Source organism: Rahnella sp. Larv3_ips (genome assembly GCF_003697865.1).
Taxonomy (GTDB): domain Bacteria; phylum Pseudomonadota; class Gammaproteobacteria; order Enterobacterales; family Enterobacteriaceae; genus Rahnella; species Rahnella rivi.
The window spans coordinates 2,404-22,298 of record NZ_MJIB01000011.1; the positions used below are offsets into that span (position 1 = coordinate 2,404).

20 protein-coding genes and 4 tRNA genes are annotated in these 19,895 nt (G+C 50.1%); 4 read left to right on the forward strand and 20 right to left on the reverse strand.

Features of this window, described 5'->3' with window-relative positions; translation table 11 throughout:
- Together ED901_RS14880 and ED901_RS14885 are read left to right on the forward strand one after the other, a co-directional pair.
- Positions 1 to 589, forward strand: a 589-nt coding sequence (locus ED901_RS14880) for a contractile injection system protein, VgrG/Pvc8 family (RefSeq protein ID WP_256370287.1), incomplete at its 5' end; no start/stop codon positions are given.
- A gap of 319 nt (positions 590 to 908) precedes the next feature.
- Positions 909 to 1,130: a DNA-binding transcriptional regulator gene (locus ED901_RS14885; RefSeq protein ID WP_122096370.1), complete on the forward strand. Its 222-nt coding sequence runs from the start codon at positions 909 to 911 to the stop codon at positions 1,128 to 1,130.
- A 163-nt stretch (positions 1,131 to 1,293) separates the two neighbouring features.
- On the opposite strand, the gene rplS is transcribed toward ED901_RS14885, so the two are convergent.
- The 5 genes from rplS to ffh form a co-directional block, all read right to left on the reverse strand.
- Positions 1,294 to 1,641, reverse strand: a complete 348-nt coding sequence (rplS, locus tag ED901_RS14890; protein ID WP_056772777.1) for a 50S ribosomal protein L19 — start codon at positions 1,639 to 1,641, stop codon at positions 1,294 to 1,296.
- A gap of 78 nt (positions 1,642 to 1,719) precedes the next feature.
- Positions 1,720 to 2,463 carry a tRNA (guanosine(37)-N1)-methyltransferase TrmD gene (gene trmD / locus ED901_RS14895; protein WP_122096371.1) on the reverse strand — a complete coding sequence of 248 codons (744 nt, stop codon included), beginning with the start codon at positions 2,461 to 2,463 and terminating at the stop codon, positions 1,720 to 1,722.
- Positions 2,464 to 2,530: 67 nt separating this feature from the next.
- A complete protein-coding gene (gene rimM, locus ED901_RS14900; protein ID WP_056772783.1) occupies positions 2,531 to 3,079 on the reverse strand; it encodes a ribosome maturation factor RimM in 549 nt (182 codons plus the stop codon).
- An 18-nt stretch (positions 3,080 to 3,097) separates the two neighbouring features.
- On the reverse strand, positions 3,098 to 3,346 hold the full coding sequence (rpsP, locus tag ED901_RS14905; RefSeq protein WP_056772785.1) for a 30S ribosomal protein S16: 249 nt from the start codon (positions 3,344 to 3,346) through the stop codon (positions 3,098 to 3,100).
- Between the two features lie 189 nt (positions 3,347 to 3,535).
- The gene (gene ffh, locus ED901_RS14910) at positions 3,536 to 4,897 is read right to left on the reverse strand and encodes a signal recognition particle protein (protein WP_122096372.1); all 1,362 of its coding nucleotides are present in this window, start codon (positions 4,895 to 4,897) and stop codon (positions 3,536 to 3,538) included.
- Between the two features lie 164 nt (positions 4,898 to 5,061).
- On the opposite strand from ffh, the gene ED901_RS14915 reads away from it, so the two are divergent.
- A complete protein-coding gene (locus ED901_RS14915) occupies positions 5,062 to 5,853 on the forward strand; it encodes an inner membrane protein YpjD (protein WP_056772789.1) in 792 nt (263 codons plus the stop codon).
- A gap of 16 nt (positions 5,854 to 5,869) precedes the next feature.
- Positions 5,870 to 7,159, forward strand: coding sequence for an HlyC/CorC family transporter (locus tag ED901_RS14920; protein WP_056772791.1), 1,290 nt, complete (start codon positions 5,870 to 5,872; stop codon positions 7,157 to 7,159).
- Between the two features lie 65 nt (positions 7,160 to 7,224).
- Here the strand turns inward: ED901_RS14920 and luxS are convergent, their stop codons facing one another.
- From luxS to ED901_RS14995, 15 genes are all read right to left on the reverse strand, one after another.
- The gene (luxS, locus tag ED901_RS14925) at positions 7,225 to 7,740 is read right to left on the reverse strand and encodes an S-ribosylhomocysteine lyase (RefSeq protein ID WP_056772793.1); all 516 of its coding nucleotides are present in this window, start codon (positions 7,738 to 7,740) and stop codon (positions 7,225 to 7,227) included.
- Between the two features lie 157 nt (positions 7,741 to 7,897).
- Complete coding sequence (gene gshA, locus ED901_RS14930) at positions 7,898 to 9,469, reverse strand: glutamate--cysteine ligase (RefSeq protein ID WP_122096373.1); 1,572 nt, start codon at positions 9,467 to 9,469, stop codon at positions 7,898 to 7,900.
- Between the two features lie 85 nt (positions 9,470 to 9,554).
- Positions 9,555 to 9,983: a YqaA family protein gene (locus tag ED901_RS14935; RefSeq protein WP_056772797.1), complete on the reverse strand. Its 429-nt coding sequence runs from the start codon at positions 9,981 to 9,983 to the stop codon at positions 9,555 to 9,557.
- Positions 9,980 to 10,546 carry a fructose-1-phosphate/6-phosphogluconate phosphatase gene (yqaB, locus tag ED901_RS14940; protein WP_056772800.1) on the reverse strand — a complete coding sequence of 189 codons (567 nt, stop codon included), beginning with the start codon at positions 10,544 to 10,546 and terminating at the stop codon, positions 9,980 to 9,982. The genes ED901_RS14935 and yqaB overlap by 4 nt, the downstream gene beginning before the upstream one ends.
- A gap of 315 nt (positions 10,547 to 10,861) precedes the next feature.
- Positions 10,862 to 10,938: transfer RNA gene (locus ED901_RS14945), tRNA-Arg, on the reverse strand.
- Positions 10,939 to 10,991: 53 nt separating this feature from the next.
- Positions 10,992 to 11,068, reverse strand: a tRNA-Arg gene (locus ED901_RS14950).
- A 111-nt stretch (positions 11,069 to 11,179) separates the two neighbouring features.
- Positions 11,180 to 11,256, reverse strand: a tRNA-Arg gene (locus ED901_RS14955).
- An 8-nt stretch (positions 11,257 to 11,264) separates the two neighbouring features.
- Positions 11,265 to 11,357, reverse strand: a tRNA-Ser gene (locus ED901_RS14960).
- Positions 11,358 to 11,682: 325 nt separating this feature from the next.
- Complete coding sequence (csrA, locus tag ED901_RS14965; protein WP_013574027.1) at positions 11,683 to 11,868, reverse strand: carbon storage regulator CsrA; 186 nt, start codon at positions 11,866 to 11,868, stop codon at positions 11,683 to 11,685.
- 255 nt (positions 11,869 to 12,123) lie between these two features.
- Complete coding sequence (alaS, locus tag ED901_RS14970; RefSeq protein WP_056773063.1) at positions 12,124 to 14,751, reverse strand: alanine--tRNA ligase; 2,628 nt, start codon at positions 14,749 to 14,751, stop codon at positions 12,124 to 12,126.
- Positions 14,752 to 14,889: 138 nt separating this feature from the next.
- Entirely contained in the window at positions 14,890 to 15,456 is a 567-nt protein-coding gene (gene recX / locus ED901_RS14975) for a recombination regulator RecX (protein WP_205965114.1), read from the reverse strand.
- A 240-nt stretch (positions 15,457 to 15,696) separates the two neighbouring features.
- Entirely contained in the window at positions 15,697 to 16,761 is a 1,065-nt protein-coding gene (gene recA / locus ED901_RS14980; RefSeq protein ID WP_056772804.1) for a recombinase RecA, read from the reverse strand.
- A gap of 107 nt (positions 16,762 to 16,868) precedes the next feature.
- Positions 16,869 to 17,363 carry a nicotinamide-nucleotide amidase gene (pncC, locus tag ED901_RS14985; RefSeq protein ID WP_122096375.1) on the reverse strand — a complete coding sequence of 165 codons (495 nt, stop codon included), beginning with the start codon at positions 17,361 to 17,363 and terminating at the stop codon, positions 16,869 to 16,871.
- A gap of 159 nt (positions 17,364 to 17,522) precedes the next feature.
- Positions 17,523 to 18,626 (reverse strand): lytic murein transglycosylase B, encoded by a 1,104-nt coding sequence (gene mltB, locus ED901_RS14990; protein ID WP_122096376.1) that lies wholly within the window; start codon positions 18,624 to 18,626, stop codon positions 17,523 to 17,525.
- Between the two features lie 102 nt (positions 18,627 to 18,728).
- Positions 18,729 to 19,871, reverse strand: a complete 1,143-nt coding sequence (locus ED901_RS14995; protein ID WP_122096377.1) for a DegT/DnrJ/EryC1/StrS aminotransferase family protein — start codon at positions 19,869 to 19,871, stop codon at positions 18,729 to 18,731.
- Positions 19,872 to 19,895: the final 24 nt, after the last annotated feature.

Here is a 19,895-nt window from a genome sequence, read left to right on the forward strand (position 1 = left end):
CTCAGCCCTCACCGCCAGTGGCAAGCCGATCCCACAAATGACGCTGACCCGCAGCGACGGCGACGGCCATACGTTCAATATTGCAGACCGCGATGCTTACACCGGCGTATCAGCAACCTGGCTGCATACCAAAGAACCAAAGCCCAAAAGGGTAAAGGTACAGCGGAAGAAAAAAGAAAAACACCTGCGCGCCCTGCAACATCCGGCGGCCAAAAAGACCACGGCCAAAGCACAAAAAGCGCCGGAGGCGAAAGAAGGTGAATATCTGGCGGGCAGTGATGAAAACGTGTTTGCGCTGACGACGGTCTACGCCACGCAGAAGGCCGCCATGCGCGCAGCACAGGCCAAATGGGACAAGCTACAGCGCGGCGTCGCGCAGTTCTCTATCTCACTGGCTCGCGGACGTGCCGATCTGTTCCCCGAAACACCACTGGCGGTGTCAGGCTTTAAAGCAGTGATCGATGCGCAGCCGTGGATAATCAGCAAGGTCACGCACAGCCTGAACAATGGCGGATATACGACGGGGCTGGAACTGGAGGTGTTGCTGTCGGATGTGAATTACGAGGCGAGCGGGGGCGATAGATTGTGAATGATGAATGCAAAGTTTCTTTATGAGTATCTAAAAATTATTCAGAAACAATAAAATAACCTAATTACTACAGGGAAGAGTACGTATATAAGAAGGCAAACCCATACTGCCTTCATAAACCAACGGGCACGACGCCAGATATAGCGTTCCCTTTCGTTAGCGTCACGTATCGCGCTTAGTATATCGTCCTGATTTGTCATCTCGTCTGCCTTGAGCAATTAGTCACCTGTTATGTAAAACACTGTAATCCCGGATGTATGTTTTTAGCAATAACATACAATGATTACATATGATTTAAAATGACAAAATGGTGATTATTATGATGCATTGCCCCAAATGCCAGCACGCAGCTCACGCCCGTTCAAGCCGTTACCTCAGCAGTAATACCAAAGAGCGTTATCACCAGTGTCAGAATATCAATTGCAGCTGCACGTTCAAAACTCACGAGTCGATTGCTGACATTATCGTTGAGCCAGGAACTGTTCATGCAGTTCAATTGCATCCAGACAAGCATCAGCAGCAGTCCTTCCAGATGCACTAAAAATTCAACTTCAATGGAAGCCCGCGAAAGCGGGTTTTTTATTTATTGTCGCCATACAGTTAATCTCTGCCGCCATTTTGCCGCCACTAAAAAGAAAAAGGGCCTAGCAATTACGCCAGACCCTTGATAACTAAGAGTATTTAGATGTCGCGTTAGCGATACCTTAGTTAAGACGCTCTTTGATACGAGCTGACTTACCAGTACGCTCACGCAGGTAGTACAGTTTAGCTTTACGAACGGCACCACGACGTTTAACAGCAATGCTGTCGATTACTGGGGAGTGAGTCTGGAATACACGCTCAACACCTTCGCCGTTAGAAATTTTGCGAACAGTGAATGCAGAGTGCAGACCGCGGTTACGAATAGCGATAACCACGCCCTCGAATGCCTGCAGACGCTTTTTAGAACCTTCAACGACCCATACCTTAACTTCCACGGAATCACCCGGACGGAATGCAGGTACGTCTTGCTTCATCTGCTCTTGTTCGATTTGTTTAATGATATTGCTCATAATATGTCTCTTACCCTAGGTAAACTGATATATCGGGAAGGCCTGGCAACGTGCTCAAGCGGTCCCTTCATAGTTTTGTTAACTAAGTCGATGTTCCTTTTGGAACTCTCTCAGTAACACCTCTTGCTCGTCAGTCAGAGCTAGGTTTTCCAGAAGTTCAGGTCTTCTAAGCCAGGTTCGACCCAGCGACTGTTTCAGGCGCCAGCGACGTATATCAGCATGATTTCCCGACAGTAAAACCGGCGGTACCTCCATGCCTTCCAGCACTTCAGGGCGGGTATAGTGGGGGCAATCGAGCAATCCGTCAGCGAAAGAATCTTCTTCTGCTGAAGCCTGACGACCCAGAACACCCGGTATAAAGCGGGAAACTGAATCAATCAGAGTCATTGCCGGCAACTCACCACCGCTGAGAACATAATCACCAATTGACCATTCTTCATCAATTTCGGTTTTGATTACGCGCTCATCAATCCCTTCATAACGACCACAAACCAGAATAATTTTCTGGTGGGCCGCCAGTTCGCAAACACCGGTTTGATCCAGTTTGCGACCCTGAGGTGAAAGATAAATCACTTTCACACCTTCGCCTGCCGCTGCTTTTGCTGCATGAATCGCTTCCCGCAAGGGTTGCACCATCATCAGCATGCCGGGACCACCGCCGTAAGGGCGCTCATCCACGGTACGATGTCGGTCGTATGCGAAGTCACGAGGACTCCAGCAATTTACGCTCAACAGGCCATTCTTAACTGCCCGGCCAGTTACCCCGTAATCCGTAATTGCGCGGAACATTTCAGGAAACAGGCTAATTATACCGATCCACATAGCCTACCCCTTCCAAATGTTTGACCGCTCAACCAGACGTTGTTTACATCAGTAAACACTACGGAGGTCAAAAACCAGGATCCCAATCTACTTCAACAGTGCGAGTAGCGAGATCGACTTTCTTGATAACCTGCCCATCGAGGAACGGAATTAACCGCTCCTTGAGTCCGAAGGCATCTTTCAGGTTGGCTTTCACTACCATGACATCGTTAGAACCGGTTTCCATCATATCGATGATTTTGCCCAGCTCGTAACCGGAAGTCGTCACTACCTGGCAACCAAAAAGGTCTTTCCAGTAATAGTCACCGTCTTCCAGTACAGGTAGTTGCTTTGAATCCACGACAATTTCGCAATTAGTCAGAAGATTCGCAGCATCCCGATCATCAACGCCTTTGACTTTGATAATCAGATCCTGAGTGTGGCGTTTCCAGCCTTCCAGCTCGATAACCTGCCACTTACCGGCACGCTGGATAAACCAGGGCTGGTATTCGAAGATGCTTTCAGCGTCTTCGGTGGATGAAAACACTCTGAGCCAACCACGAATGCCGTATGTTGAACCCATTTTGCCGAGAACTAACGGCTCAGCGGGTACCACTGGATTGGATTGCTTGCTCATTGCCACCACCGCGACAGATTAAGCTGCTTTCTTAGCGTCTTTGATCAACGCAGAAACGCGATCAGAAACGGTTGCACCCAGATCTACCCAATGGGCAACACGATCCAGGTCCAGACGCAGAGCTTCAGCCTGGCCAGAAGCCAATGGGTTGAAGAAACCTACGCGTTCGATGAAACGACCGTCACGAGCGTTGCGGCTGTCGGTCACTACTACTTGATAAAACGGACGCTTTTTTGCGCCGCCACGTGCTAAACGAATTGTTACCATAACATCCTCTTTAGTTAATAAAACAACCAGACCCCATCGGGGAACGGGGTCTGGTTGCAATATAAAAAGCCCCAAAATTTTACTCATTTTGGCGCAAAAAGCAATCGAAAGCGTAGATTGCCTCCGTCGCTATTTGCCTGAGCACATTTGGGGCCGTTTATGTGGCTGATAAATAGCCAGTGTTGTCGATTAGCGGCCTGGGAAACCTGGTGGCATCATACCCTTCATGCCACGCATCATTTTCGCCATACCGCCATTCTTCATTTTCTTCATCATGCGCTGCATATCGTCAAACTGCTTGAGTAAGCGGTTAACATCCTGCACCTGCATGCCGGAACCCAGCGCGATACGACGCTTGCGGGAACCTTTAATAATTTCGGGCTTAGCGCGCTCTTTCATCGTCATCGAATTGATGATCGCTTCCATTCGCACCAGTACCTTATCGTCCATCTGAGATTTGACGTTGTCCGGCAGTTGGCCAACACCCGGCAATTTACTCATCATATTCGCCATACCGCCCATATTGCGCATTTGCTTGAGCTGATCGAGGAAGTCGGTCAGATCGAAACCGTCGCCCTTCTTGAGCTTGTTGGCCAGTTTTTCAGCCTGTGCGCGGTCGACTTTACTCTCAATGTCTTCGATAAGAGAGAGAACGTCGCCCATACCCAAAATACGTGAAGCGATACGATCAGGGTGGAACGGCTCAAGGGCATCGTTTTTTTCACCCATACCCAGGAATTTAATCGGCTTGCCGGTGATGTGGCGAATCGACAACGCGGCACCACCGCGCGCGTCACCATCCACTTTCGTCAGGATCACACCGGTCAGTGGCAGCGCTTCGTTAAAGGCTTTTGCCGTATTTGCGGCATCCTGACCGGTCATGGCATCGACAACAAACAGGGTTTCAACCGGATTAATCGCGGCGTGAACCTGTTTGATTTCGTCCATCATCGCTTCGTCGACGTGTAAACGACCCGCGGTATCGACAATCAGGACATCATAAAATTTCAGTTTGGCTTGCTGAAGCGCACGGCGAACGATATCGACCGGTTTTTCCTGTACATCTGACGGAAAGAAATCCACTTCAACTTGCTGCGCCAGGGTTTCCAGCTGTTTGATCGCCGCAGGGCGATACACGTCAGCAGACACCACCAGCACTTTTTTCTTTTTCTTCTCTTTCAGGAATTTCGCCAGTTTACCGACGCTGGTCGTTTTACCGGCACCTTGTAAACCTGCCATCAGCACGACTGCCGGTGGCTGTGCCGCTAAATTGAGCTCGGTATTCGCCTCGCCCATCGCGTTTTCCAGCTCTTTCTGGACAATTTTGACGAATTCCTGACCCGGTGTAAGACTTTTATTGACCTCATGGCCAACAGCACTCTCTTTCACCCGGTTGATGAAGTCGCGAACGACTGGCAGCGCAACGTCAGCTTCCAGTAACGCCATGCGAACTTCACGCAACGTCTCTTTGATATTTTCTTCGGTCAGCCGCCCGCGGCCGCTGATATTGCGCAGTGTGCGCGACAATCGATCGCTTAAATTCTCAAACATCGTCTCTTGCTCAACGTAATGACAGGCCGCTTTTGCGACGTAATTGCGGGATTATAACACGAAGCGAGGACGATCTCTGCTTTGGTATCTCAGATAGGTTGGAGCGTGACGCGGGTAACGTTATACTGCGATTCTCATTCACTTTTCGATGCCACTGAAACGCTATGTCAGTTTTCGCTCTCGTCGCCATGTTGGCCTATCTGTTCAGCCTCGCACTGATCATTCCGAGCATCATCCGGAAGAACAGCGCATACCGACGTCTGGCACTGATTTCCGTGGTCGTCGCGCTGGTCTGCCATGCGGTCGCCCTGCAACAACGCATTTTCGATGTCAGCACCGGCCAGAACCTGAGCCTGGTGAATATTGGTTCCGTCGTGAGCTTAATTATTGGCACGGTGATGACCATTGTCGCCTCGCGCAACCGCGGCTGGTTTGTTCTGCCTATTGTGTATAGTTTTTCGCTGATCAATCTGGCGTTCGTCACCTTCCTGCCGGGCGAGTTCATTACGCATCTTGAGGAAAGTAAAGGTTTACTGGTCCATATTGGCCTGGCGCTTTTCTCTTATGCGACCCTGATGATTGCCGCGCTATATGCACTGCAGCTGGCATGGCTTGATTATCAGCTGAAGAATAAACGTCTGACATTTACCGCTGATATGCCGCCGCTGATGAGCATCGAGCGGAAACTTTTTCACATCACCCAGATTGGCGTCATTTTACTGACGCTGACGCTGTGCACCGGATTGCTGTATCTGAACAACCTGTTCAGCCCGGAAAATATCGATAAGGCCGTTTTGTCGATACTCGCATGGTTCGTTTATATCGTCCTGCTGTGGGGCCATTATCACGAAGGCTGGCGTGGCCGCCGCGTGGTATGGTTCAGCATGGCGGGCGCCATCCTGCTCACTCTCGCCTATTTTGGCAGCCGCCTAATCCAGCAAATCATGGTTCATTAATTAAAAGGAATACCCGTTGGAGCACGTCTCGACAACAACCCTGATCATCACACTGATCATCATGGTGGTGGTTTCGGCTTATTTTTCAGCCTCCGAAACCGGTATGATGACACTCAACCGTTACCGGTTACGTCACCTTGCCAAACAAGGTAACCGGGGTGCGCGTCGCGTCGAAAAGCTGTTAAAACGCCCGGATCAGCTTATAAGCCTCGTACTTATCGGCAACAACCTGGTCAACATTCTTGCTTCCGCTCTGGCAACCATTGTGGGCATCCGTTTGTATGGCGATGCCGGTGTGGCCATTGCGACCGGTGTGCTGACCTTCGTGGTGCTGCTGTTTGCTGAAGTGCTGCCGAAAACCTTCGCCGCGCTTAACCCGGAACGCATCGCTTTTCCAAGCAGCCTGCTATTGCGTCCTCTGCAGACCATCATGATGCCATTAGTGTGGATCCTGAACAGCCTTTCACGTCTGCTGATGAGAATGTGCGGTGTCAAAACCAACACCAGCCTCAGCGATGCGATGAGTAAAGAAGAGCTGAGAACCATCGTGAATGAATCGCGCTCGAACATCTCCCGTCGCAATCAGGACATGCTGCTTTCAGTGCTGGATCTTGAGAAAGTCACGGTCGATGACATCATGGTGCCGCGCAATGAGATTGTTGGGATTGATATTAACGATGACTGGAAATCGATCATCCGCCAGCTGACGCACTCACCGCATGGCCGCATTATGCTTTACCGGGATTCACTCGACGATGCCATCGGCATGCTGCGCCTGCGTGAAGCTTATCGCCTGATGACGGAGCGGAAAGAGTTCACCAAAGAAAATCTGCTGCGCGCTGCCGATGAGATTTACTACATACCCGAAGGTACACCGCTGAATATTCAGCTGGTGAAATTCCAGCGTAATAAGAAGAAAGTCGGGATTGTGGTCGATGAATATGGCGACATTCAGGGGCTGGTCACCGTCGAGGATATTCTTGAAGAGATTGTCGGTGATTTCACGACGTCGATGTCACCGACGCTGGCCGAAGAAGTGACGCCGCAAAGCGATGGTTCCGTGGTGATTGAAGGCAGCGCGAACGTTCGCGAGCTGAACAAAGCCTTTAACTGGACGCTGCCTGCCGACGGGCCGAGAACCATGAATGGTATGTTGCTGGAGGTGCTGGAAGAGATCCCTAAAATCGGCACCAACTTACGCATTGAAGATTATGAAGTCGAAATTCTGGATGTGCAGGACAACATGATCAAACAAGTGCAGGTCCGTCCATTGCACCCTTTGCAGACCAGTGTAAACCAGCACTAACCCACTCAAATTCCAGACATAAAAAAGACGCGAATTTCGCGTCTTTTTTGCTTCCGCTGAACGAACTAGATGTGCAGTTCGGACAGTTTTTCTTTCGGCAGAGCCAGATCGTCATTACGGTTCACGACAACATCGTGATCGAGAATGTGCTGCGCGATTTCCTGCGCTTCTTTAAGAGAATGCATCTCGTAGGTACCGCACTGATATTCGTTCAGCTCAGGGATCTGTCGCTGTTCTTTTACTTTCAGAACATCCGCCATCGCCGCTTTCCAGGAATCAGCAACCAATTGCTCTTCCGGTACACCGATCAGGCTCATGTAGAAGCCGGTACGGCAACCCATCGGAGAAATATCGATGATCTCAACGCCATTTCCGTTCAGGTGATTACGCATGAAGCCTGCGAACAGGTGCTCCAGCGTGTGAATACCACGCTCTGGCATCACTTCAATGTTCGGGCGGCAAAAACGCAGGTCGAACACAGTGATGGTATCCCCGTGTGGGGTTTTCATGGTTTTTGCGACGCGAACAGCAGGTGCTGCCATACGGGTATGGTCTACGGTAAAGCTATCCAACAGTGGCATATCGTCACCTCTCCAAAATAAATTAAATTTTTTTACGAAATCAGGAAACCTTTTCCCAGCATGCAGGTCTTAATTAGTGAAAGACGCGCATTTGTTATCATCATCCCTGTAAACAGAGATGTTTATTTGGCCACATTAATTGTGGCCTTTTTCTTTTCTACTCTTCGGTACCGCCCGCGTGAGCGGCCAGATAGTCTTCTAAGCTTAGCTTGTCACCGGCTTCCATGTCGCGCTGACGTTGCCAGGAACCGTCCTGTTCTGCCAGTAACGCGCTTTCATCCAACACTTCCAGCGGTTCACTGATCAGCATCTGACGATATTTCTCGGCCAGCTCCAGTCCTAAGTTACCCACGCCCTGCTGTTTCAATTCTTTCAGGATACGCGCGGAATAAGTCAGTTCCGGATCATCGAACGCCGCAACCAACTCTTTGCACACGTCCTGATAGAGATGGTCGCCATTTTGGCTATCCATCACCTGCGCGACCCGGTTTAAATCAGCGAACAAATCTTTGCCCACCTGAGCCAGCGGCTTACGGTCATCATTGCAGCCGATACCGATGGTCTGTCCGGGTTTACGCCCTTCAAGGATCACACGGTTCCAGTTTTGGCGCGTACAAAGCAGCTCATCGCTACTCATTTCCGGGGCATCGGCCAGGGCACACCATACCAAAAACAGATCGAGGAAACGCGCCTGCGTCGCATCAATACCGACCGGAGAGAACGGGTTAACGTCCAGCGATCGCACTTCAATGTACTCAATCCCGCTGCGCATCAGCGCATCAGAAGGTGTTTCACCTGATTTGGTGACACGTTTAGGACGGATAGGCGCATAAAGCTCGTTCTCAATCTGTAACACATTCGTGTTCAGTTGGAGATACTTACCGTCTTTTTTCACACCCATCTCTGCATATTCTGCAGAAGGTGTGCGAATCGCTTTTTTAACGCCTTTAACGTAAGTCTCGAGATCGTTAAAGGTGATGCCCAGATTACTCTGCGATTTATTGGTATATCCTAAATCACTCAGGCGCAGCGACGTCGCATAGGGCAGATAACATAAGCCGCCCTCGGTATATTCGAAAGGCAGATCGGTTTTACGACCTTTAAGGAATGACGAACAGATCGCCGGTGATGCACCAAACAGATACGGAATCACCCAGCCAAAACGGTAATAGTTACGGATCAGCTTAAAATATCCGGCTGAAATCGCTTCTTTACCGCTTTCGGTATCGGTCACGCCCAGACGCTCCTGCCAGAACGACAGCGGCAGCGAGAAATTATAGTGAATGCCGGAAATCACCTGCATCAGCGCGCCATAACGATTTTTCAGGCCTTCGCGATACAATGTTTTCATGCGTCCTACGTTGGATGAACCGTACTGCGCCAGTTCAATATCCTGTCCGGAATCAATAAAACACGGCATGCTGAACGGCCACATGCGCTCTTCGCCGAGCTCACGGGCCACGTGACGATGAATGTCACGCAAAAATGCCATCAGATGATCAATATTGTCATCGACGGGGGTAATAAATTCTAATAAGGCTTCGGCAAAATCGGTGGTGATCCAGCGATGCGTCAGTGCCGCACCAAGAGATTCCGGATGGCCGGTTTTCGCTAATGAACCATCGGGATTAACACGCAGCGTTTCACGCTCAATACCGCGACGAATACCTTTTAATGCCTGAGGATGGGCTTCCAGCCAGGAAAGCGCCTTTGATACATCCGGGATCAAATTGACCTCCCGCTCTCTGAACTCATTGATTTGCAAGCAAAGCGTGTCTGCATAGATGTGACCATAATTGATGACTGATGCCAATCTAACTGAACCATGAAAGCCCCTGTAGCGTTACCACCGTAATAAAAACGTAACGCACTGCTTTTCCAATCAACATGAAAAAGACCACTGAGCCCCACGGCATTCGCAGCCAACCTGCTAATACGCATAACACATCACCAATCACCGGTAACCAGCTCAGCAACAAGGCGGCCGGTCCAAAGCGTTTCAGCCAGCCTTCTGCAACCTGTAGCCCACGTTGGGGCTTAAGCTGCGGCAAGAAGCGTCCGATGATGACGTTGGTTATGCCACCTAAGGTATTGCCAACAGATGCAGACAAAACCAGTGCCGCCGGCATTGCACTGCCAGCTGACAATAAAGCCACTAATAATACTTCTGAGTTGCCTGGTAACAACGTGGCACTTAAAAAGCTACTGCCAAATAAGGACGCCAGCGCTACGGCGCTACTCACAACGTACGCACGTCCACAAAAGCCATATTGGCGCGTTTCGCCGCCTCAATACCAAAATCGGCGTCTTCGAACACAACGCATTTTTCAGGAGGCACGCCGATAAGTTCAGCGCAGCGCAAAAAAGTATCTGGTGCGGGTTTATGGTTCTGCACGTCATTCGCGCCGACGATGGCATCAAAGCAATCGCGTAAACCCAAATGACGCAACAGAGCATCCGCCATCCAGTGTTCACTGCCCGTTCCTACAGCCATCGGACGTCGACCACGGTAGGCCTTAACGACATCAATCAGAGGCAGCGGACGAACGGTATCGAGTAACATTTCCTGCACCGCGGCGGTTTTCTCAGCGGCAAGAAGATGAGGGTCCATCTCAACATGATTACTGTCGATAACAAACTTGGCGATGCGCCATGTCGGGGAACCATTCAGGGCAACCATGGATTCGACATCGTACTGCATACTGTATTTGGTTAATACCTGATGCCATGCCTTACGGTGCGTAGGCTCGGTATCCAATATGGTGCCATCCATATCAAATATTAGCCCTTCGTATCGATCGTACATCGAATGCTCCATGCTCACGAAAAAAACGGGAAAACTACTTTATCGCAAAGTCTGCCGAAAGTCGCATTTTGTCCGTTCACAGAGCACATCCGAACACGTTGAAAAAATCAGGGAAATGAAGTGGAAAACGCAGAGATGAAACGCAGAAAGCAAAAAACCCGCCGAAGCGGGTTTCTCTGACAGGCGGCACCCAGGAAGATAACTTGGCAAGGGCTCGCCCTGCAGGCCGTTGCTAAAGCAACGTTATCTTTCTTCGTGCTACCTTCATGCCGGAGGACCTTATGTGAAAATGGTCGCTGCAACATGTTTGGAATATGGTGCACCCAGGAAGATTCGAACTTCCGACCGCTCGGTTCGTAGCCGAGTACTCTATCCAGCTGAGCTATGGGTGCAAAGTGTGGTTACTACAGATTTTATTCAATGCGGGAAAAGCAGAGATAAAGAATGGTGCACCCAGGAAGATTCGAACTTCCGACCGCTCGGTTCGTAGCCGAGTACTCTATCCAGCTGAGCTATGGGTGCATTTTGATTCTTACTGCAGATTTTACCCAACCATTTTTCCGTACTACATCAGCGTTAGCTTCTGCCCATCACGCTCATTTGATTGCAAATCAACATACGCTTTGGAAAGTATGGTGCACCCAGGAAGATTCGAACTTCCGACCGCTCGGTTCGTAGCCGAGTACTCTATCCAGCTGAGCTATGGGTGCATTTTAAATGGCGGTGAGGCGGGGATTCGAACCCCGGATGCAGCTTTTGACCGCATACTCCCTTAGCAGGGGAGCGCCTTCAGCCTCTCGGCCACCTCACCATACGCCTCTTGCGAGTGTGCTGACTAACTTTGTTCAAGCTCATCGGCACTGCGTGGCGCACATATTACTTTCTGGCCCTTATAAGTCAAACCCTTTTTTCCACACAATCACTCGTTTGGACATTTCACGCGCAACCTGCGCAGTTTGAAGGCAAAAAAGAGGGCAAAACGCATAAAAGCTACGTTCTTTTTTACGCAAAGGGGATCACAGAGCATCGCTCGTAAAGATTGAAACAGATAAAAATACAGAGAAAGTCAGGCAGGAAAATCAGAAATACACAGAAAAGAGGATCAGCGCCTCGCCGTCAGCGAGACGCCTCGTAAATCAGTAACTCGTCTGTTGAGATTTTTCAGCCTGAATACGCTGATAGATCTCTTCACGGTGAACGGAAACCTCTTTTGGCGCATTCACACCAATACGTACCTGATTACCTTTAACACCTAAAACGGTAACAGTAACCTCATCGCCAATCATGAGGGTTTCACCAACTCGGCGAGTTAGAATCAGCATTCTTTGCTCCTTGAATAATTAAAAGAGTCGGGTCTCTCAGTTTCCCGGCCATTATCGATCATAAGCGGGTAAAACGTAAGCCATGACCCTTACATTAACTGTAAGCGGCCTGCAACTTCAGCCATGAGTACTTTTAGTTTAGCTGAAATCAACGTTGTCGCGACCTTGCCGCGAAGCCTACCCCACCATTAAGACTGAAAACGCCATATTGCACAATACATTATGGCGCTTTCCAGGTTAGCGATTTATTTCTTCTTACAGCTTGGATTCCACCCAGGCTTCTACGGTAGCCAGGGCTGCCGGTAAAGCCTGAACATCGCTTCCCCCTGCTTGTGCCATGTCAGGACGACCACCGCCCTTGCCGCCCACCTGCTGGGCAACAGAAGCAATCAGATCCCCCGCTTTGACACGGTCAGTCAGATCTTTTGTGACACCGGCAATCAGGCTGACTTTATCGTCAGCGATGGTTGCCAGAACAATGATCACTGAACCTAACTGGTTTTTCAGATCATCAACCATCGTACGCAGAATTTTAGGCTCTACATTATCCAGCTGACGAACTAACAGCTTAACGCCTTTCACTTCTTTGGTCTGGCCCGACAGAGATGCGCTTTCCTGCGCAGCCTGCTGGCCTTTCACTTGCTGAAGTTCTTTTTCCAGCACGCGCGAACGTTCGATCAGGGATCGGATCTTATCCGTAATACTGTTGACATCACCTTTTACCAGATGTGCGACATCTTGCAGCAAATCACTTTGCTGATGCAGTGCATTGATCGCATTCTCACCCGTGATCCCTTCGATACGACGAATGCCTGCCGCAGTGCCCGACTCGCTCTGGATACGGAACAGGCCAATATCGCCGGTACGGCTGGCGTGAGTTCCGCCGCACAGTTCTGTGGAGAAATCGCCCATGCTCAAGACACGGACGCTGTCTTCGTATTTTTCACCAAACAGTGCCATTGCACCTTTTTCTTTGGCTTCGTCCAAATCCATGATGGTGGTCTGGATAGGCAGATTACGACGAATTTGCGCATTCACCAGATCTTCAACCTGACGAATTTCTTCAGGCTTCATGGCTTCAAAATGTGAGAAGTCGAAACGCAGATAGTTATCGTTAACCAGTGACCCTTTCTGTGCGACGTGTTTACCCAGCACCTGACGCAATGCTGCGTGCAGTAAGTGAGTGGCTGAGTGGTTCAGACGGATACGGTCACGACGAGCCACATCCACTTCAGCTTCAACGCTGTCGCCAACGCTAAGCTTACCGGCATTCAGGGAACCCTGATGACCAATCGCTTTACCGTATTTCTGGGTATCGGAAACAGAGAAGACACCAGCTGACGTTTTCAGGATGCCTTTATCGCCCACCTGTCCACCGGATTCACCATAAAATGGCGTGTCATCCAGTACCACGATGGCATTATCACCCGCCTGAATCTCGTTCACTGACTGACCGTCGATAAACAATGCCACCACTTTGGAATGGCGTTGCAGATGTTCGTATCCGGAGAACTGAGTCACACCGTCCACACGAACCATGCTGTTGTAGTCTGCGCTGAAACCGCTGGACTCACGAGCACGGCGACGCTGAACTTCCATCGCTTTCTCAAAACCGGCTTCATCGACTTTCAGATTACGCTCGCGGCAAACATCGGCAGTCAGATCCAGCGGGAAACCGAAGGTGTCATACAGACGGAAAGCAATTTCACCGTCCAGAGTGTCACCCGTCATTGCGGACAATTCATCGTCCAGCAATGCCAGACCACGTTCCAGCGTGCGGGCAAACTGCTCTTCTTCAGTTTTCAGCAATTGTTCAACCATTGCCTGCTGTTCTTTCAGTTCCGCAGCAGCCGGGCCCATCACGTCGATCAGTGGGGCAACCAGTTTGAAGAAGAAAGTATCTTTGGCGCCCAGCATGTTGCCGTGACGGATCGCACGACGAATGATACGACGCAGCACATAGCCACGGTTTTCATTCGATGGGATTACACCGTCAGCGATCAGGAATGCGCACGAACGAATATGGTCGGCGATAACACGCAGGGATTTGCTGGTCAGATCGGTAGCGCCGGTCACTTCTGCCACGGCGGCGATCAGCTTTTGGAATAAATCGATGTCATAGTTTGAGTTCACATGCTGCATAACAGCGGTGATGCGCTCAAGCCCCATCCCGGTATCTACGGACGGTTTTGGCAATGGCAGCATCGTGCCGTCAGACTGACGGTTGAACTGCATGAACACGATGTTCCAGATTTCGATATAACGGTCGCCATCTTCTTCGGCTGAACCCGGAGGGCCACCCCAGATGTGATCGCCATGATCGAAGAATATTTCAGTACAAGGGCCGCAAGGACCGGTGTCGCCCATTTGCCAGAAGTTGTCAGAGGCGAAAGCACCGCCTTTATTATCGCCAATGCGGATAATACGTTCTTTAGGAACGCCAACTTCTTTTTCCCAGATTTCAAAGGCTTCGTCATCTGTCTCATAGACAGTGACCCACAATTTTTCTTTCGGCAGGTTAAACCAGTTCTCGCCAGTCAGTAATTCCCAGGCGTAGTTGATTGCATCATGCTTGAAGTAATCACCGAAACTGAAGTTGCCCAGCATTTCGAAGAAAGTGTGATGACGAGCGGTATAACCGACGTTTTCGAGATCGTTGTGTTTACCGCCCGCGCGTACGCAGCGTTGAGACGTGGTGGCACGGCTGTAATCGCGTTTATCCAGACCGAGGAAAACGTCTTTGAATTGGTTCATCCCGGCATTGGTAAACAACAGTGTCGGATCGTTTGTCGGGACAAGCGAACTGCTTGAAACAACGTTGTGTCCCTTGCTCTGGAAGAAATCGAGAAACGCTTGACGGATCTCAGCGGTGCTCTTGCTCATAAATATCCCGGAATCATGCTGGAAGAACGGCTCTTGAGCCGGATCACGCTGCATACGGCAGCAATCTGTACAGCTCACGAACGAAAAAGTGCGGATAAGATAAAATTTCTGCGCGGGGAAGTAAAATCCCGTATGCGGTCAATCGTCAAAATCGCGATAAATAGACTGTATTTCTTCCTGAAAGAAGCCGCGATAGAGTAAATAACGCAGAACTTTTGATTTTTCTTTCCAGTCTGTAGGTAAATTCTCACCAAATTTTCTGACCGCAATCTCACGCGCCAGAATGCACCAGTCGATCTCAGTATTCTCCAGAGCCGTGGTAATGATTTCTTTATCGACACCTTTTTGCATTAATTCTGAACGGATACGCTGAGCGCCATAACCTTTGTTACTGCGCCCTGAAATGTACCGGTCGGCAAATTTGGCATCATCCAGCCACTGGTGCTGATAGCAATAGTCGATAACGGCCTGAACATGCTCTTCAGGGATCTCTTCAGGTACCGGACGTGGCTCTGGTTTAGCTCTTACGATGTCTTCTTCGGCGAACTCATTTTGCGCCTGCTTCTTACGCGATGACCAACTGCTTTTCTTATTCTGTGGTTTAACAAAAGGCATCGGGGGAATGAGCAACTTGCGGCGCAATTCTGTTTCACCATGGTCGCGCTGAGCAAGCAGACGCATGGCACGGCTAATCAGCGTGTTGATTTTGGCTGCATCGCCGTCTTTTTTCTGTGGTTCAAACAGGCCAGAGTCACTGTTTTGCGCAACTTCTTCGAGCAGCTTTTTCAGATCGATGGTTTTTTCATTTGGTGTTTTTTCACCAGGCATAAGGTTTCCCCTGATATGCAAAATGCCAGTCTGGAAACCAGACTGGCATTTTAGCGACTTTTGAAGATGACGGGCAAAACCCAATCATTCAAATGTCTTTGTCAGACAACCACGAAATTAAAACTCTTCGCTGGTTTCCATATCGTCGTCTGCGACTTCTGCAGTCGTAGCAGCGGTCAGTTCACCCGTGCCGCTCAGCAGCATGTCACGCAGTTTTTTATCCAGTTCCGCGGCAATTTTCGGATTTTCTTTCAGATAGTTACAGGAGTTAGATTTACCCTGACCAATCTTTTCACCGTTGTAGCTGTACCATGCGCCCGCTTTCTCGACCAGTTTGTGCTTAACGCCCAGGTCAATCAGTTCGCCATTAATGTTGATACCTTCGCCGTATAAAATCTGGAATTCAGCTTGTTTGAACGGCGCAGCAATTTTGTTCTTCACGACTTTGACGCGCGTTTCACTGCCTACTACCACATCGCCTTCTTTGATAGCGCCGATACGACGGATATCAAGACGGACAGAAGCGTAGAATTTCAGAGCGTTACCGCCGGTGGTGGTTTCCGGGTTACCGAACATCACACCGATTTTCATACGGATCTGGTTGATGAAGATCAGCAGAGTGTTGGCGTTTTTCAGGTTACCTGCGAGTTTACGCATTGCCTGGCTCATCATACGTGCCGCGAGGCCCATGTGAGAGTCACCGATTTCACCTTCGATTTCTGCTTTAGGTGTCAGTGCGGCAACGGAGTCAACGATGATAACGTCAACAGCGCCTGAACGGGTCAGCGCGTCACAAATCTCAAGAGCCTGTTCGCCGGTATCCGGCTGAGAACACAGCAGATTGTCGATATCCACGCCCAATTTTTTAGCGTAGATCGGATCCAGTGCATGCTCCGCATCGATGAAGGCACAGGTTTTGCCTTCGCGCTGTGCAGCGGCAATAACCTGAAGGGTCAGCGTTGTTTTACCGGAAGATTCCGGTCCGTAAATCTCAACGATACGGCCCATCGGCAAACCGCCAGCGCCCAATGCAATATCCAGGGACAAAGAGCCGGTAGAGATCGTTTCAACGTCCATGGAGCGATCTTCACCCAGACGCATGATGGAGCCTTTACCGAATTGCTTTTCAATCTGGCCCAGTGCTGCAGCTAACGCTTTTTGCTTGTTCTCATCAATAGCCATTTCTACTCCTCGTCTGATGCAGGGGAACATCCCGCCCGCATCACTGAATATAATTTATGAACAGGTAATTGGCAGTAATTATACTGTATGCTCATACAGTATCAAGCCTAATTTTGCAGAAACTCAAACAATGCTGTTTGTAGCGAAAAAACAGCAGCTTGCAAACGTACAGCGTCGCGATCGCCAGAAAACTGCTGTTTCGCCGCCACGATCCGGCCATCTTTACCGGCAAAACCAAACCACACTGTGCCGACCGGTTTTTCCTGTGAGCCACCATCAGGCCCGGCAATACCGCTGACTGCCAGAGCGATATCCGCTCCTGCAGCATGCAACACACCCTGCGCCATTTCGCGCACGACCTGTTCACTTACGGCGCCATACTGTTCGAGCGTACTCTCGGAAACCCCCAGCAGTTCGTGCTTGGCGGCGTTGCTGTAAGTCACAAACCCGCGGTCAAACCAGGCAGAGCTGCCGGCAATGTCGGTAATGGCTTTAGCAATCCATCCCCCGGTACACGATTCTGCACAGGTGATCCACAGGCCTTGTGCTTTCAGCTCGGCACCTATTTCTGCACTCAATTCATGCAAGCGATCTTCGTTCATATCCTCTCCCGGCGGGTCATCAGAATCTGTCCTGATGTTAGCACTTCTCTTTTGCTCTGCGAGTTCTGACGCTGCTTTTTGCGCGATGTATTCAGAATCAGAATTAAACGCAAAAACTAAGGCCGCACCGGGCGGCCTTCAGATGATAAAAAACGGGCATTAACGCGCTGCTTTCACCGCAACACCCAGCTGCCACACCGCCATCGCATAATGCACGCTATGGTTGTAACGGGTGATGGTGTAGAAGTTAGGTAACCCGTACCAGTACTGGTAATTGGTACCCATATCAAGGCGTAGCAGACTCGCTTCCTGATAGTTGCCGAGCGAGCCTAACGGGCTGAGTCCGGCCGCTTTCAATGTAAACAGCGGATATTTGGTTTTGAAACCATTCTCTAACAGGGGGGCCTGACCGGCTGCGGGAACCGCAATCGGTGCGCCTTTCGTCCAGCCATGTGCTTTAAAGTAATTAGCCACGCTGCCGATGGCGTCGACGGGATCCCACAGATTCGCGTGTCCGTCGCCGTTAAAGTCCACGGCGTAGTCTCTGTAGGAGGATGGCATAAACTGCCCATACCCCATCGCGCCAGCGAAGGAACCCCGCAGACTCAGCGGATCGTCACCTTCACGACGCGACATCAGCAAGAAGGTTTCCAGCTCACCGGAGAAGTATTCAGCCCGGCGCGGATACGCAAAGGAAAGTGTCGCCAGCGCATCAATAATGCGTGTTTTACCCATCACGCGGCCCCAGCGGGTTTCAACGCCGATAATACCGACAATGATTTCCGGTGGAACGCCGTAAATCTGCTCAGCGCGTTGAAGCGCATCCTGATATTGGTTCCAGAAAACCACACCGTTCTGGACGTTATCCGGTGTAATGAATTTACTCCGATAACGGTTCCATGCTCCGTTCGGTACGGTCGATGGCCCGCCAGAAGGCGCCTGCTGATCCATCAGTCTGAGCACAAAACCCAGACGTTTGGTTTGCGCCAGCACGTCATGCAACTGCTGACGGTCGAATCCGTGTTCACGGACCATTTTATCAACAAACTGATTCATGGCCGGATCGTAAGCAAAGTCACCGTTCTGAACGGCACCGGTATGTTCAGCCTGCAACAGAAAACCGCCGCTGGGTGCCGTGTTGGCACTCGCATTTCTTCCGTCAGAGAAAGGGTTGCGCGGGCCGTCAGGCTGAGCCGAAGGCTTATGACTGCTGCATGCAGAAAGTGTAAAAACCAGGGGAAGAATGACTGCCAGGAGGCGCATCGGATGTCCGTAACCATGCAATAAAAGAGGTGACGACATGTTAGAGCATTATCAGAGCCGAAAAAACTGAAAATCGTCGTCTTTACAAGGTTGTGACACGGGTTACAGCGACGACGCGGCAGGAAAAGGCGGGGAAACGCTGGCAAGTTGAATCAGCCCGGCTATTTTATGCTGCACTTCTTCTTCAAGTCCGGGATATAAAGGCAGGCAAATCACCTTGTCGGCCAATTGGTGCGCAACGGGCAAATTTTCTTTCTTCGCGCTGTCAGCGAATTTATACATGAAGAAGCTGCTGATTAATGGATAAAAATAGCGCCGCGCCATAATGCGATTTCCTTTAAGTAATTCATAAAGCTCATCACGGGTGAGAGCAAAATCCTCACTGACGATGATCGGGTAATACGCATAATTCCAGGTCACACCATCCGGAACCGATATCGGTGAAATTCCGGGAATATCTGCAAGCAAACGGTTGTAGTGGCGACAGAGCCTGCCACGATCGTCCAGCGCTTTATCAATGTGTTGCAACTGAAGCAATCCGTAGGCGGCTTGTAATTCGTTCATCTTGCCATTAATACCCGCCGCGACAACGGTGGTCTCATTAACGAAACCAAAATTTTTCAGATAGTCGATGCGCTGCTTCATTTTGGCGTCGTGACAAATAATGGCGCCGCCTTCAATCGTATTGAACACTTTGGTGGCATGAAAACTCAAAATAGAAAGGTCACCCTGACGCAGGACGCTGACCCCGTCTTGCTTAACACCAAAAGCGTGGGCGGCGTCGTAAATGACCTTCAGGCCGTACGCATCCGCCAGCTCTTCGATTTTGCGGGTGTTACAGGGTATGCCATAACAATGGACCGGCAAAATGGCCGTTGTTGCCGGTGTGATCGCCTGCTCAAGCTTATCCGCATCAAGATTGAACGTATCGGGATCCGTATCGACAAACACGGGCGTAAGGCCATTCCACAGTAATGAATGTGCCGTCGCAACGAAAGAATAGGGCGTAGTAATCACTTCACCGGTAATACCCAGCACCTGAAAAGCAGTCAGCAAGGCAAGCGTGCCATTTGAAAACAAACACAGATGTTCAACACCCAGATAGTCCGCCAGATCTTTTTCAAGCTGCTGATGATAAGGACCACCGTTAGTCAGATGCTGACTTTCCCAGATATTTTCCAGATAAGGAATAAATTCCTTAAGCGGAGGTAATAAAGGACGAGTGACAAATATGTTTTTTTCCATGACAACAGCTCCCTGAGGATTTGG

Bases quoted from the DNA above. Each gene is read 5' to 3' on its own strand.
- mltB (WP_122096376.1), bottom strand. From the start codon at position 18,626: ATGCGCCTCCTGGCAGTCATTCTTCCCCTGGTTTTTACACTTTCTGCA.
- ED901_RS14995 (WP_122096377.1), bottom strand. From the start codon at position 19,871: ATGGAAAAAAACATATTTGTCACTCGTCCTTTATTACCTCCGCTTAAG.
- yqaB (WP_056772800.1), bottom strand. From the start codon at position 10,546: ATGTACGATCGATACGAAGGGCTAATATTTGATATGGATGGCACCATA.
- alaS (WP_056773063.1), bottom strand. From the start codon at position 14,751: ATGAGCAAGAGCACCGCTGAGATCCGTCAAGCGTTTCTCGATTTCTTC.
- rimM (WP_056772783.1), bottom strand. From the start codon at position 3,079: ATGAGCAAGCAATCCAATCCAGTGGTACCCGCTGAGCCGTTAGTTCTC.
- pncC (WP_122096375.1), bottom strand. From the start codon at position 17,363: ATGAACGAAGATCGCTTGCATGAATTGAGTGCAGAAATAGGTGCCGAG.
- ED901_RS14915 (WP_056772789.1), top strand. From the start codon at position 5,062: ATGTCAGTTTTCGCTCTCGTCGCCATGTTGGCCTATCTGTTCAGCCTC.
- ffh (WP_122096372.1), bottom strand. From the start codon at position 4,897: ATGTTTGAGAATTTAAGCGATCGATTGTCGCGCACACTGCGCAATATC.
- luxS (WP_056772793.1), bottom strand. From the start codon at position 7,740: ATGCCACTGTTGGATAGCTTTACCGTAGACCATACCCGTATGGCAGCA.
- recA (WP_056772804.1), bottom strand. From the start codon at position 16,761: ATGGCTATTGATGAGAACAAGCAAAAAGCGTTAGCTGCAGCACTGGGC.
- trmD (WP_122096371.1), bottom strand. From the start codon at position 2,463: ATGTGGATCGGTATAATTAGCCTGTTTCCTGAAATGTTCCGCGCAATT.
- rplS (WP_056772777.1), bottom strand. From the start codon at position 1,641: ATGAGCAATATCATTAAACAAATCGAACAAGAGCAGATGAAGCAAGAC.
- csrA (WP_013574027.1), bottom strand. From the start codon at position 11,868: ATGCTGATTCTAACTCGCCGAGTTGGTGAAACCCTCATGATTGGCGAT.
- ED901_RS14885 (WP_122096370.1), top strand. From the start codon at position 909: ATGATGCATTGCCCCAAATGCCAGCACGCAGCTCACGCCCGTTCAAGC.
- rpsP (WP_056772785.1), bottom strand. From the start codon at position 3,346: ATGGTAACAATTCGTTTAGCACGTGGCGGCGCAAAAAAGCGTCCGTTT.